Here is a 13,066-nt window from a genome sequence, read left to right as displayed (position 1 = left end):
GCAAGCCGTCTGAACGAAGCCGGAAGGTTTCTACCGACCGATGCTGACCCACCAAGGCAGTGTGTGGGGATGCTCTTAGAGCGTCTTTTCCAGCAAGCCCTCGATCCATTCAGGCTGCGTTTCGCCCACCGAGCGGCCGGTTTCCGTCTCGCCCTTGAAGGCGATGAGCGTGCTCTGCGTGCGCACGTTCAGGCGCCGCAGCAGATCCTTCTGGCTGTCGAAATCGATGTCGAAGATCTGTAGCTCCTTGAAGCGAGGCTCGGCGGCGAGGCGAGCGAGAATCGGCTTCTGGGTCTTGCAGATCGGGCACCACGGAGCGCTCACCTCCACCAGGATTGGCTTGCCGCTTTTCTGCGCCGCCTCAAAGGCGGCTGTCGAGAACGGCAGGGTCTCACCGGCCGTAGCCGGAGACAGGCATGTGGCGAGGGCCAGGCAGGCCAGCGCAAGGGTCGCGCGACGGCTCGTCATCAGGTCGTTTCCTCAAATGGCGCCGATCTTTTGTCGTCCTTCGGCGTCCGTCCAAGCGTCGTTACACGAATGCGGAGGAAACGCTGCCGCGATGGGTCGGCTGCACGGCCCCGGCCTGTCACATCATCGAGAGGCTTCCTCTCTGCGATCCTGCTCCACCAGTTCCGCGATGTCCTGTATATCCACCGCATCCATTGGACGCCGTATCCGAAGCGCCCGCGTCGGCGCCCCGACCCGCATCACCAGGACGATGGTCTCCAGGTCTGGGCAGCCGGGATCGGTGCAGGCGATCTCGTTCACGGCCAGGGCGTCGGCTTCTGTCAGGCCGAGCGCTGCGATCAGGTCCCGTTTCAGCCGCGCCGCGATCTCGGCGCGCTCCGCAGACCGAGTCCGCCACGCTTTCAAACTCACGAACGCCATGCCGAACGGTCTTCCTTATGGCGGAGGCTCTGACGAGATGGCCGTTTCCCCGGTGAGCGACGCGATACGACCCATCGCGCTCCACCTTGGGGAGGATATGACAAAGCTCCTGTCCCCAGAGAGTTTCGCCCGGCACAGCACGGCGCAGCGGGAGTTTTGTAAGAGGCTCTACAGGGGGTCAAGCAGTCGACCCCCCGTTCGCGACCGCAACAAACGTCGTGCTTCGCTCGTAATGCCTGCGCGTGTGCTGAGGACATGAGATTTTGCGACCCTGGCGAGACGGACCGGGCGACCGACGAAGCTACCACCACGGGAACCTCAAGGAGGCCCTGATCGAGGCCGCCAGCCGGTTCATCGCCGAGCGCGGGATCGGCGGCTTTGCCCTGGTGGATGCGGCTCGCCTAGTCGGGGTGACGCCAGCGGCTTTGTACCGCCACTTCCGTGGCCGCGAAGCGCTGCTGGAGGAGTTGGCCGGGCGTGGCTTCGCGGAACTCGCCGCCCGTCTAGCGCGGGCGCTGACCTCCCGGGGGACGCCACTCGAACGCTTTACCCGTATGGGCGAAGCCTACCTGGCTTTTGCCGAAGAGGAGCCGGCCTATTACGCGGCGATCTTCGAGACCCGCGGCTTACCCGCCGAGCCGACGGGGGCCGAGTCGCCTCCGGGGAGGCCGTCCCCCTTCGACCTTCTGGTCGAAGCGCTTCAAGCGACCTTCGCCGATGGGTTCGGCGGCGTTGGACCCCGTTTCATCGCCCTCGAAGTCTGGGCGTTGGCTCACGGCATTGCGACCCTCGCAGCCGCTGGGCACCTGCCGCGAGGCCCCGGCTTTCCAGACAAGTATGAGTTGCTGCGTGCGGGCGTGCTCGCTTTGGTCCATGGGGCGGCACAGCCCGGCGAACGTCTGCGGTCTTGAAAGGCCGCGTCGGCACCCGCATGTTAACTCCGTTCACATGAACAGCGGAGCCAAGCCGTGACCACGCAATCCTCATCTCCCTGGGCGACCGGCAAGCTCTGCCGTTCCGGCCCGTTTCCTCGTCGCTCTCTCGAAATCGGCGCTATCGTCGTCGGCTTCATCTACTGGTGGCCGGTCGGCCTCGCGCTCGTGGCATGGAAGATCGCCGGATATCCGGCCTTTGCAGACATGCGTGATGCCGCACGCCGGGGCGTCGCCGGATTTGAAGGCAGCGGCCGCTCGGCCTCGCGCTTCGCCCGGGCCTTCGAAGCGGCCAATTACGGCGGAACTGGCAATGCCGCCTTCGACGCCTATCGACGTGCCGAACTCGACCGGCTCGAGGCTCAGCGGAAGGCCCTGGAAGACGAGAGCCGTGCCTTCGCGGAGTTCGTCGAGGAGCTGAAGCGGGCCAAGGACCGCGAGCAGTTTGATGCCTTCATGGCCAAGCGTCGTGGTGAGGGTGGCTCTTACACCGCTTGATCCGTCTCGGCGACGGGACCCGGCCGGACGGCTGGGCCCCGTCGCTGTTCCTTCAGGCCGCGCGGACCGTTTCGAGGAAGCGGGAGACTTCGGCGCTCAGGTGCTCAGACTGGCGCGACAGTTCCGAGGCCGCATCGAGAACCTGGGTCGCCGACCGTCCGGTCTCCTCGGCGGAGTCCGCGACGCCGGAGATGTTGCTGGTCACCTCGCCAGTCCCCTGGGCCGCCTGACCGACGTTCCGGACGATTTCCTGTGTCGCCGCACCCTGCTCTTCCACCGCGGCGGCGATCGAGGTCGCGACGGTGCTGATTTCTTGGATCCGCGCGGCGATTGAGCCGATCGCATTCACCGCTTGCCCGGTCGAGGCCTGGACCCGGGCGATCTGTCCGGCGATTTCTTCCGTCGCCTTGGCGGTCTGCTCCGCCAAAGCCTTCACCTCCGAAGCAACCACGGCAAAACCCCGCCCAGCATCGCCGGCTCGTGCAGCCTCGATTGTCGCGTTCAGCGCCAGGAGATTGGTCTGCCCGGCGATCGACGAGATCAGCCCGACTACGTCGCCGATGCGGGCCACGGCACTGCTTAGCTCGTGGACGAGCGCCCTTGTCTGTCCCGCCTCATCGACTGCGCTGTGCGCGAGCTTGGCCGAACTGTCCATCTGCCGGCCGATCTCTTGGACCGAGGAGCCGAGTTCCTCGGCTGCGGCGGCCACGGTGTTGACGTTGCTGGCTGCTTCTTCCGCTGCGGCCGCCACCGCACCGGACTGCGCGGATGTCTCTCCCGCCATGGCCGACATCGCACCGGCCGTGGCTTGCAGTTCCGTGGCCGATGACGACACCATGCCGATGATGCCGCCGACCGCCTGCTCGAAGCTGTCGGCCATCTGGCGCATACCGGCCTTCCGCTGCTCCTCGGCGGCAGCCCGCGCCTGAGCGGTCTCTACCTCAAGAGCCCGATTCCGGATCAGGTTGTCTTTGAACACTTCGACGGCCGCCGCCATGGCGCCAATCTCATCGCGCCGGTCCCGGGCCGGCACCGTCACGCCCGTCTCACCGGCAGCGAGCCGAGACATGACAGCGGTCATCCGTTGGATCGGACGCGAGATTCGCAGCAGGGAGAATGCCGCCGCGGCCAGCGCCGCGAGCACGGAGAGGATCCCGCTGCTCCAGGCGGCGGCGGATGCCGTGTTGGCCCGCTCCACTGCATTGCCGACTTCCTGAGTAGCGTTCCGCGCGTTGAAGACGACGAGGCGCGAAAGCGCGGCGCGGGCGTCATCGTAGAGCTTGACCGTATCGGAGCCCGTGAGCAGCACGAGTGCGTCCGCTTGCTTGCCGGCGGCGATCAGGCGTCGCATTTCGCCGTCCACCTGCTCATAACGGACCCACTCCGCGGTGAACGCGTCATACAGCGCCCGTTCCTCGGGGCTCGAAATCAGATGCTCATAGGACCTGCGACGCTCGCCGAGTTGTGTGAGCGTCATTGCGACCTGAGCCTCGCCGACCCGAAGATGGTCGGCATCGTTGGCGAGGGTCATCAGGCGAAATTGCTTGATGCGCACCTCAGAGGCCGCGATCTCGACTTCGTTGATCCGCGTCATCGACGGCAGCCAATTGGTCGCGACTTCGGTCATCGAATGCCGGATGTCGGCCAGTTCGATGATCGACAAGCCGCCTTGACCTGCTGCGAGCAAAGCGAACAACCCGAAGATCGTCGCGAGCGTCGTTTTGAGAGAAATTGCGAGACGCATGGCTTTGGCCGAGTTCATAATGGATGCGCCCATTAGCAGCCCGAAGGTCCGCCTGGAAAGAAGATAATCATTGTGACCATACGATCCTAGGACGCATATGCAGAAAATATGTCTTAAATTGAGATTAAAATTCCTTATTTGCTGGTAATATATGCCATATTTATGCCAATTAATGCTTTAAAAACTAATTATTCATGTCGTATTTTGGAATAAAAATCTATTATTACTGATGCAAAAAGATTTTTTGCTGCTTCAACTGCGAGAATGGTTCGTCTTTCCGTTCGTTTGCTATCGGTTGAATCCGCCAGGAGCGTGAGCGGCATACTGTCATTTTTCCGTGATCGGCGGCATTGGAGATTGATCAGCCCCTCAGTGAGGTGATGCCCCGAATTCCGCCACGCCTTTCAAGCTGAGCTAGGACGGTGACACATCGAGGATTTGCGATCGCCGGCTACATGCGCGTACCGAGGGGGCCACAGATTCGAATACACGTATTGGTGGGGCGTTCCGTTGCGCCCCGGCTCCCACTCCGGCATTCCTGCCCTTTCGAGTTTGAGGGACGTGCGATGCCGATGGGTCGGGTCACGGTGGTCGATCACCCGCTGGTGCAGCACAAGCTCACCTATCTTCGGGATAAGAATCGGTCGACCAAGGGATTTCGTCAGCTTCTGAACGAGATCGGTATGCTGCTCGCCTACGAGGTGACGCGGGATCTGCCTCTGGAGCCGGTCACCATTGAGACGCCGATTCAGCCGATGGAGGGGCGGCAGATCCAGGGCAAAAAACTGGTCCTCGCTCCAATCCTGCGAGCCGGCGTCGGTTTCCTCGACGGCATGCTGTCGCTGGTTCCCTCAGCGCGGGTCGCTCATGTCGGACTCTACCGCGATCCCGAGTCCCTCGAGGCGGTCGAATATTACTTCAAAGCCCCCTCCGATCTGGCCGACCGGACCGTGCTGGTGCTCGATCCGATGCTCGCAACCGCGAACTCCGCGATCGCGGCCCTCGACCGGTTGAAGGCCAGGGGCGCTTCAGATCTGCGATTCGTCTGCCTGCTGGCCGCGCCGGAGGGCTTGGCCAAGTTCCAGGCTGCCCATCCCGACGTCCCGATCTGGACGGCGGCGATCGATAGCCACCTGAACGACCATGGCTACATCGTGCCGGGTCTCGGCGATGCCGGGGATCGCATGTACGGCACGCGGTGAACTGACTGTCTGCTCACGCCATCGGCACTTCGATCGAACATCAGGCCTGTGTCATGCACGCCGGCCGGATGCACATTGTATTCAGCTCGTCGAATGCTACAAAAATCGTCCGACCCCCGATGCGGCGTCAAAAGCCGCACGGCCCGGAGGAGGAAACAGCATGGCGATGGATCGCAGCCCCACACGACAAGCTTTGGCCTTGCTGGCGGCCGGCCTGCTGGCCGCAGGACCGGTGCAAGCGGCGGACCCGATCCGGATCGGTGTAATCGCCGAAGCGCAATCGGTGGTCGGTGCCTCGATCCCGCAGGCAGTTCAGCTCGCCGCCGACGAGATCAATGCCAAGGGCGGCGTCGACGGCCGCCAGATTCAAGTGGTCTCCTACGACGACAAAAGTTCGGCTTCCGACGCCGTCCGGGCGTTCCAGCGTGCGGTCAGCGAGGACAAGGTCCATCTGGTCATCGCCAGCTACATATCCGAAGTTGTGCTGGCCTTGATGCCGTGGTCGGCCCGGCTCAAGACCCCTATGATTACCCCGGGCGCCGCCTCCAACGAGATTAGTCTTGCGGTCCATAAGGATTACACACGCAACAAGTACACCTTCCATGGATACCTGACGTCCGCGGCTCTGGCGCAGTCGATCTGCGACTCGACCAGGGACATGCTCCTCGACCTGATGAAGGTGAAGACCGCCGCGATCATGAGCGAGGACGCGGCCTGGACCCGGCCGCTCGACGTCGGGTACGAGAAGTGCCTGCCTGAAATTGGTGTGAAGGTCGTCGACCACATCCGGTTCTCGCCGGACACGGGTGATTTCACCCCGATCTACAACAAGATCGAGGCGGCAAAGCCCGACCTGATCGTCACCGGCATTTCGCATGTCGGCGTGCAGCCCACGGTGCAGTGGCGTAACCAGCAAGTGCCGCTCGCCATGACCGGGATGAATTCGCAGGCGACCTCCTCGACTTTCTGGGCCAACACGAACGGTGCGACCCAGGGGGTGATCTTCCAGAGTATCGCGGTGCCAGGCGCCGCGATCACAGATAAGTCGCTGGCCTTCAGCGAGGCCTTCAAGAAGCGCTTCGGGAGCGATCCCTCCTACGCGGGCTACATGGCCTACGATCAGGTCTACTACACCGCCGATGCGGTGAAGCGCGCCGGGTCCACGGAAGCCGACAAGCTGGTGGACGCCTTGGAGAAGACCGACTGGGTCGGCACGGTCGGTCGCACGCAGTTCTACGGCAAGGACGATCCTTTCACCCATTCGATCAAATACGGGACGGGCTTCGTCACCGGCCTGATGGCGCAGTGGCAGGACGGCAAGCAGGTGGCGATCTGGCCGACCAGCCTTGCCCAGGGCAAGATCGTTCTGCCCCCGGCCGTGAAGGCGGCGGTACGCTAGGCCCAACCCCGAGCGTGCGCTTGCCAAGCGCCCTCGTTGCCGCAAGTACAGCCGGACCGCGCCTTCGAACACGGCCCGGACAAAGCACGCGTGAAGGACCCTTCGATGGCCAGCCCCGCCCTGCCCGAAACCATGCGTCGGATCCATTTCACGGGGCCTGGCGGTCCGGAGGTGATCGCGGTCGAGACTGCGCCGCTTCCGAGCCCGGGACCGGGACAGGTGCTGATCGCGGTGGTCGCCGCCGGTGTGAACCGTCCGGATGTGATGCAGCGCGCCGGCCTGTATCCGCCCCCGCCCGGCGCCACCGAGATCCCCGGCCTCGAGGTTGCAGGCCGGATCGCCGCGCTGGGGGAGGGGGTCGAGGGTCTCGCGGTCGGCGATGAGGTTTGCGCCCTGGTGATCAGCGGCGGCTACGCTGAATTCGCCGTCGCCGAGGCATCACACTGCCTGCCTCGCCCGAAGGCGCTTTCGTTGGTCGATGCTGCGGGGCTGCCCGAGACCTTCTTCACGGTCTACTCCAACGTGGTCCAGCGCGGTCGCCTCACCGAGGGCGAGAGCTTCCTGGTTCATGGCGGGTCGAGCGGCATCGGTGCTACGGCGATACAGATCGCCAAGCATGTCGGCGCCCGAGTGTTCGCCACCGCAGGCTCGGCCGAGAAATGCAGGTTCTGTAAAGAGCTCGGAGCCGAGGCGGCGATCGACTACAAGCAAGCCGACTTCGCCGAGGAGATCAAGCGCCTGACCGAGGGACGCGGCGTCGACGTCATCCTCGACATGATCGGCGCGAGCTACCTCGCCCGCAATCTCAAGTCGCTGGCGCCGGACGGCCGTCTCGTCATGATCGCCCTGATGGGTGGTTATAAGGTCGACGGCCTGAACATCACCCCGATCATGCGCAACCGCCTGACCTTCACGGGATCGACCCTGCGCCCCCGCCCGAAGGCCGACAAGGCTGCGATCGCCGAAGGCCTGCGCAGGGATGTCTGGCCGGAGCTTGAGGCCGGGCGGATCCGCTCCGTCACCCACGCTACCTTTCCGCTGGAACAGGTTCAGAAAGCCCACGCGCTGATGGAATCGAGCGCCCATCTTGGCAAGATCCTGCTCACCACCGGTCGCTAACCTCAGCGATCGGCAGGAACCCGTCTCGGCGACGCCGCGTTGGCGGCCGGTAACGAAATCGTGTCGCGCGCGTCGCGTTCGGGCGGGAGAAACTGGATATGGCCGAGAAACTGAACCCGCAGGAGAGCCGACAGGGCGAGCGCGGCAAGCCCGTGTTGTGGGTCCTGGTCGGTAGCCTCGTCCTGCTGGCGATCGCCACGGTGGGTCTGTTGACCTGGAACGGCGCCAACGCACCGAAGGATTACGCCAGCCAGAGTCAGGATGCTTCGCGGCGCGAAGTGACCGGCTCGGTCAACGGCCAATCCGGGGGCGCAACGCCTTCGAACAGCAGCGCGGTCCCGGTCGGCAATCCGTCCACCCCGCAACCGGCTCAGCCGAACGCGAATGGCGGCACGGCGAAGTAATTTCTCAATTTGGGACGGCGCTCGGCGCCGTCCCGTCTGACGATCGACCTGTGCCGGCGCCTAGCGCGTCGGTATCGGTGTCGGCCCACGATAGTCGTAGAAGCCGCGCTTCGCCTTCCGGCCGAGCCAGCCGGCCTCGACATACTTCACCAGCAGCGGGCAGGGCCGGTATTTCGAATCGGCGAGCCCTTCGTACAGCACCTGCATCACCGACAGGCAGGTATCCAGCCCGATGAAATCGGCGAGCTGCAGCGGACCCATCGGGTGGTTCGCCCCGAGCTTCATCGCGGTGTCGATTGATTCGACCGACCCGACCCCCTCGTAGAGCGTGTAGATCGCCTCGTTGATCATCGGCAGCAGGATGCGGTTGACGATAAAGGCCGGGAAATCCTCCGACATCGTCGAGATCTTGCCGAGCTTGGCGATGAAGGCCTTGGCCGATTCGTAAGTCGAATCCTCGGTGGCGATGCCGCGGATCAGCTCCACGAGTTGCATGACCGGCACCGGGTTCATGAAGTGGATGCCGATGAACCGCTCCGGCCGGTCGGTCGCCGCGGCGAGCCGCGTGATCGAGATCGACGAGGTGTTGGTCGCCACGATTGCGTCGGGGCGCAGCGACGCGCAGAGGCTGGAGAAGATCTCGCGCTTGGTCGCCTCGTTCTCGGTGGCCGCTTCAATCACCAGATCGGCCGGTCCAAGATCCGCGAAGCTGTGGGCCGGCTTGATACGAGACCGGATGTCCCGGCTCTCGTTCTCCTCGATGGTGCCCTTCGAGACCAGGCGCGAAAGGCCGCCATCGACCAACGCCAAACCGTTATTCAGACGATTCGGATCCCGGTCGTTCAGTAGCACGTCGAGACCCGCGGTAGCGCAGACCTGCGCGATGCCGCTCCCCATCTGGCCTGCGCCGATGATGCCGACCCGCTTGATCTCCATGTCCATCTGTCGACCCGTGCCCCCATACGGACGTTACCGCGCGCCGGCCCGAAGGGGTGGACTGCGCCGACGCCGTGGCCCGTGCGAAGACGGGCCGTCCCAGACTTCTAGACCATTCTTGTTCGTAGAAGGAACCCGCGGATACGCGTGTCGCAACAACGCTTGCCCGGTGAACCCGGCCGGGCAAGCAACGTCGTTACTGCCCCTTCGCCTTCCCGATCTCGGATTGGAGGTCCGGCACAACCTGGAATAGGTCGCCGACCAAGCCGTAATCGGCGACCTGGAAGATCGGCGCGTCCTCGTCCTTGTTGATCGCGACGATGACCTTCGAATCCTTCATGCCGGCGAGGTGCTGGATCGCTCCGGAGATACCGACCGCCACATAGAGATCCGGCGCCACGACCTTGCCGGTCTGGCCGACCTGCCAGTCGTTCGGCGCGTAGCCGGCATCGACCGCCGCGCGCGAGGCACCGACCGCGGCGCCCAGGGCATCGGCCAGGGGCTCGATCAGCGCGTGGAATTTCTCCGAGGAACCGAGCGATCGGCCGCCCGACACGATGATCCGGGCCGAGGCCAGTTCAGGCCGGTCAGACTTGGCGATCTCCTCGCCCTTGAAGGTCGAGCCGCCGGCCGAAGGCGCCGCTGCCGAAACGGCTTCGACGGGAGCCGCCGCGCCGCCCTCTTCGGCTGCCTTGAACGCCGCGGTGCGGACGGTGATCACGGTCTTGCCGGCCGGGATCTGCACCGTTTGAATTGCGTTGCCGGCGTAGATTGGCCGCTCGAACGTGTCGGGCGCCACGACCTTGATGATGTCCGAGACCTGCGCGACGTCGAGCAGGGCAGCCACACGGGGCAACACGTTCTTGCCCGTCGTCGAGGCTGAGGCGATGACGATGTCGTAAGGCTCGGCGATCGACGCGATCAGCGCCGCCACCGGCTCGGCGAGGTCGTGATCGTAGACGGAATCCTCAGCGTTCAGCACCTTCTCGACACCGTCGAACTTGGCCGCCGCCTCGGCCACCGCCTTCGAGCCGCTGCCCAGCACAAGGGCGTGGACCGGCGCCCCGATACTTTTGGCGGCGGTCAGCGCCTTCAGCGTGCCGTCCTTGATCTGACCGTTGCCGTGCTCGACGAAGAGGAGAGTCGTCATGTGCCCATGAACCTCGTTACGGCTGGCCGCGCTCGACCGTCTCGACGGGAACGCGGCCCAGCTCTGGAAAAGTTAGATGACGCCGGCTTCGACCTTGAGCTTCTGCACGAGCTCGGCCGCGGACCCGACCTTGACGCCGGCGGAGCGTCCCGGCGGCTCGGCGGTCTTGAGCACCTTGAGCCGCGGCGTCACGTCGACGCCCAGCGCCTCGGGGGTCAGCTCCTCGAGCGGCTTCTTCTTGGCCTTCATGATGTTGGGCAAGCTCGCGTAGCGCGGCTCATTCAGGCGAAGGTCGGTGGTGACGATTGCCGGAAGCTTCAGGCTCACGGTCTGGAGCCCGCCATCGACCTCGCGGGTGACATCGAGGCTGCCGTCGGAGGCCTCGATCTTGTACGCGAAGGTGCCCTGCGGCCAGCCGAGAAGGGCGCCGAGCATCTGCCCGGTCTGGTTCGAATCGTCGTCGATCGCCTGCTTGCCCAGGATTACGAGTTGCGGCGTTTCCTTCTCGACCACGGCCTTCAAGAGCTTGGCAACAGCAAGCGGCTCGCACTGCACGTCGGTCTTGACCAGGATCGCCCGGTCGGCGCCCATGGCGAGAGCAGTGCGCAGGGTCTCCTGCGCTTGCTGCGGGCCGATCGAAACGGCGACGATCTCGGTGACGGAGCCCTTCTCCTTCAAGCGGATTGCCTCCTCGACGGCGATCTCGTCGAAGGGGTTCATCGACATCTTGACGTTGGCGAGTTCGACCCCGGAGCCATCGGCTTTCACGCGGATCTTGACGTTGTAGTCCACCACCCGCTTGACGGGCACCAGCACCTTCATGGCGGTCTCGATCCTTCCCCGGGGATTCTTGTCGTCGGACCCGCCGGTCCCTGACGCGTTCGGCGCTCAGGCTGGGCGGGCACGCAAAGCGCGCGGACCGTAACGGCCACATTTCCGCCTTGTCAACGCGGCGTCGTCGAGGGCTTCCGAAAAGGTCCCACCGAGTTCCGGCCGTCTTCGGCGCCTCGATGACCCGTCGTGATCCGGATCAGCGATTGGCGCCAGGGACCCACAGCACATCGTCGGCCCCGTCTGCATTCGCGGTCCGGCTCGCCACGAAGAGAAAGTCCGAGAGGCGGTTCAGGTACTGGATCGCCTCCGGCGAGACGGTTTCGTCCTCTCGGTCGGCGAGGCTCACCGCCAGCCGCTCGGCACGCCGGCACACGGTACGGGCGAGGTGCAGCGCAGCAGACGCCGCAGACCCACCGGGCAGCACGAAGGATTTCAGCGGCGGGATCGTCGCGTTCAGGGCGTCGATGTCGCGCTCCAGCCGTTCGACCTGACTGGCGATGATGCGCAGCGGCTCGTAGGGCAAGGGCTTCGGGCTTGGCGGGGTCGCGAGGTCGGCACCGAGATCAAACAGGTCGTTCTGGATCGCCCCAAGCATGCCATCGAGGGTGCCGTCCGTATGGAGGCGCGCCATTCCGATGCAGGCATTGGTCTCGTCGACCGTACCGTAGGTCTCGACCCGCAGGTCCGCTTTCGACCGGCGCTGCCCGTCCGCCAGGGCGGTGGTACCCTTGTCGCCGGTGCGTGTGTAGATCCGGTTGAGCTTGACCACGGGAGTTGCGCCTCGAAACGGTCGCCACCATGGCGCATCCGTGTGCGATAGGGCGTAGAGCCCTTCCGCCGGCGGCGCAATCAGCCGGCAATTTTAGAACGTATAGCCGATCTTACCACCGAAATTGGTCAGACCGCGGTTGTTCGCGCAAAGACCGGCATTCGACATGTGCTCGACCGTGGCCATCACGCTCCAATGCTCGGTCAGGCGGTAGCCGAGCGCCGCCGCCTCGCGGAACATCGGCGAACAGCCCAGGGTGTTGAAGCCGTAGGGTGTCAGCGCCTTGGGTCCGGTATACCCGTTATGTGCGACGCCGCCGAAGAAGCCGTCGAGGAAGACGCGCCGGCCGAAGGTCTCGGGAAAAATTTCGACGGTCCAGGTGGCGCCGAGATAGGCGTAGCTGGTCCGGCCGCCCGTGTTGTAGCTTCCGCCCACCGTCGGGCGCGGCACGAAGGCCTGCCAGAACGGATCGGTGCTGACCTGCGGCTTGGCGAACAGGATCTCGCCGTTGACATTCGCCTTGCTGAAGCCGGGAAGCTTACCCTCGGCGCTGCCGGGATCCTGCACCGCACCGCCGATGCGCACCTCCCTGACGATGCTGAGCGGCTGGGCCGGTGCCGCGTAGGCAGCGGGCCGCGGAGGCGCGTCGGCTGCGAAGGCCGGCAGGATCGCCGCACCGATGATGAGGCTGGCGGTGCAGAGGCGGAAGGCGGCAATCATGGGGCTCGGCCGGTTAGGCAAGTCGGTCTGGCTCAACCGACCGTAGCATGGGCCTCGCTCCAGCCACCGGCCAATTCATCCCGCTCCCCCGCAAAAGGCAGGCGGTGCGGCGGCACGGTCACACCGGAACAGTCTGGCGCCGAATGATTGCGCCGGATGGTGCGGGTGGGTTGCGGTCAGGCCGACCGCCACCAGACGACGCCCATGATGACCACGATTGCCACGAACTGCAGCAGCACGCGCAGGCGCATGAGTTTCTGGGAGAGGCTGGCGTTACCGCCTCGCATCATGTTGGCGAGGCCGAACACCAGAACCACGGCGACCGCCGCGCAGGCGACGAAGACAAGCAGATTGGACGACATGAGAGGCAGGATCCGAACCTGGCGGGCACCGGGAACCGGCGCGCCGCCCCTTGGCGAGACGATGAGCGTTCATTGCGCGTGCCGCCGATGGAGGGCCGGTTCGGCACCC

At 64.8% G+C, this 13,066-nt stretch carries 15 protein-coding genes; 6 read left to right on the top strand and 9 right to left on the bottom strand.

Features of this window, described 5'->3' with window-relative positions:
• Positions 1-75: 75 nt before the first annotated feature.
• Both AO398_RS17165 and AO398_RS17160 read right to left on the bottom strand, forming a co-directional pair.
• Entirely contained in the window at positions 76-468 is a 393-nt protein-coding gene (locus AO398_RS17165) for a thioredoxin family protein (protein ID WP_058193332.1), read from the bottom strand.
• Between the two features lie 123 nt (positions 469-591).
• Positions 592-888: a hypothetical protein gene (locus AO398_RS17160; RefSeq protein WP_058193331.1), complete on the bottom strand. Its 297-nt coding sequence runs from the start codon at positions 886-888 to the stop codon at positions 592-594.
• A gap of 263 nt (positions 889-1,151) precedes the next feature.
• On the opposite strand from AO398_RS17160, the gene AO398_RS17155 reads away from it, so the two are divergent.
• The gene (locus AO398_RS17155; protein ID WP_058193330.1) at positions 1,152-1,799 is read left to right on the top strand and encodes a TetR/AcrR family transcriptional regulator; all 648 of its coding nucleotides are present in this window, start codon (positions 1,152-1,154) and stop codon (positions 1,797-1,799) included.
• A 57-nt stretch (positions 1,800-1,856) separates the two neighbouring features.
• Entirely contained in the window at positions 1,857-2,318 is a 462-nt protein-coding gene (locus AO398_RS17150; protein ID WP_058193329.1) for a DUF2852 domain-containing protein, read from the top strand.
• A gap of 52 nt (positions 2,319-2,370) precedes the next feature.
• Here the strand turns inward: AO398_RS17150 and AO398_RS17145 are convergent, their stop codons facing one another.
• Positions 2,371-4,062 carry a methyl-accepting chemotaxis protein gene (locus AO398_RS17145; RefSeq protein ID WP_058193328.1) on the bottom strand — a complete coding sequence of 564 codons (1,692 nt, stop codon included), beginning with the start codon at positions 4,060-4,062 and terminating at the stop codon, positions 2,371-2,373.
• A gap of 566 nt (positions 4,063-4,628) precedes the next feature.
• Here AO398_RS17145 and upp point away from each other — a divergent pair.
• The 4 genes from upp (at position 4,629) to AO398_RS17125 (ending at position 8,186) form a co-directional block, all read left to right on the top strand.
• Entirely contained in the window at positions 4,629-5,264 is a 636-nt protein-coding gene (gene upp / locus AO398_RS17140) for a uracil phosphoribosyltransferase (RefSeq protein ID WP_058193327.1), read from the top strand.
• A gap of 160 nt (positions 5,265-5,424) precedes the next feature.
• Positions 5,425-6,663, top strand: coding sequence for an ABC transporter substrate-binding protein (locus AO398_RS17135; protein ID WP_058193326.1), 1,239 nt, complete (start codon positions 5,425-5,427; stop codon positions 6,661-6,663).
• 105 nt (positions 6,664-6,768) lie between these two features.
• Positions 6,769-7,782, top strand: coding sequence for an NAD(P)H-quinone oxidoreductase (locus AO398_RS17130; RefSeq protein WP_058193325.1), 1,014 nt, complete (start codon positions 6,769-6,771; stop codon positions 7,780-7,782).
• A 98-nt stretch (positions 7,783-7,880) separates the two neighbouring features.
• Positions 7,881-8,186 (top strand): hypothetical protein, encoded by a 306-nt coding sequence (locus AO398_RS17125; RefSeq protein ID WP_058193324.1) that lies wholly within the window; start codon positions 7,881-7,883, stop codon positions 8,184-8,186.
• A gap of 60 nt (positions 8,187-8,246) precedes the next feature.
• Here the strand turns inward: AO398_RS17125 and AO398_RS17120 are convergent, their stop codons facing one another.
• The 6 genes from AO398_RS17120 to AO398_RS17095 all read right to left on the bottom strand — a co-directional run bounded on the left by AO398_RS17120 (position 8,247) and on the right by AO398_RS17095 (position 12,957).
• Complete coding sequence (locus tag AO398_RS17120; RefSeq protein ID WP_058193323.1) at positions 8,247-9,128, bottom strand: 3-hydroxybutyryl-CoA dehydrogenase; 882 nt, start codon at positions 9,126-9,128, stop codon at positions 8,247-8,249.
• 190 nt (positions 9,129-9,318) lie between these two features.
• Positions 9,319-10,272: an FAD-binding protein gene (locus AO398_RS17115; protein ID WP_058193322.1), complete on the bottom strand. Its 954-nt coding sequence runs from the start codon at positions 10,270-10,272 to the stop codon at positions 9,319-9,321.
• A 72-nt stretch (positions 10,273-10,344) separates the two neighbouring features.
• On the bottom strand, positions 10,345-11,094 hold the full coding sequence (locus tag AO398_RS17110; RefSeq protein ID WP_058193321.1) for an electron transfer flavoprotein subunit beta/FixA family protein: 750 nt from the start codon (positions 11,092-11,094) through the stop codon (positions 10,345-10,347).
• A 208-nt stretch (positions 11,095-11,302) separates the two neighbouring features.
• A complete protein-coding gene (locus tag AO398_RS17105) occupies positions 11,303-11,875 on the bottom strand; it encodes a cob(I)yrinic acid a,c-diamide adenosyltransferase (RefSeq protein WP_058193320.1) in 573 nt (190 codons plus the stop codon).
• 93 nt (positions 11,876-11,968) lie between these two features.
• Positions 11,969-12,595, bottom strand: coding sequence for an acyloxyacyl hydrolase (locus AO398_RS17100; RefSeq protein WP_152997552.1), 627 nt, complete (start codon positions 12,593-12,595; stop codon positions 11,969-11,971).
• A gap of 176 nt (positions 12,596-12,771) precedes the next feature.
• Complete coding sequence (locus tag AO398_RS17095; protein WP_058193319.1) at positions 12,772-12,957, bottom strand: twin transmembrane helix small protein; 186 nt, start codon at positions 12,955-12,957, stop codon at positions 12,772-12,774.
• Between the last annotated feature and the right edge of the window lie 109 nt (positions 12,958-13,066).

Origin of the sequence: Methylobacterium sp. GXS13 (genome assembly GCF_001455965.1) — a bacterium.
In the GTDB taxonomy this organism is placed as follows: domain Bacteria; phylum Pseudomonadota; class Alphaproteobacteria; order Rhizobiales; family Beijerinckiaceae; genus Methylobacterium.
Note: the sequence above shows the minus strand (reverse complement) of the source record. Positions and strands in the feature narration are given on the sequence as shown.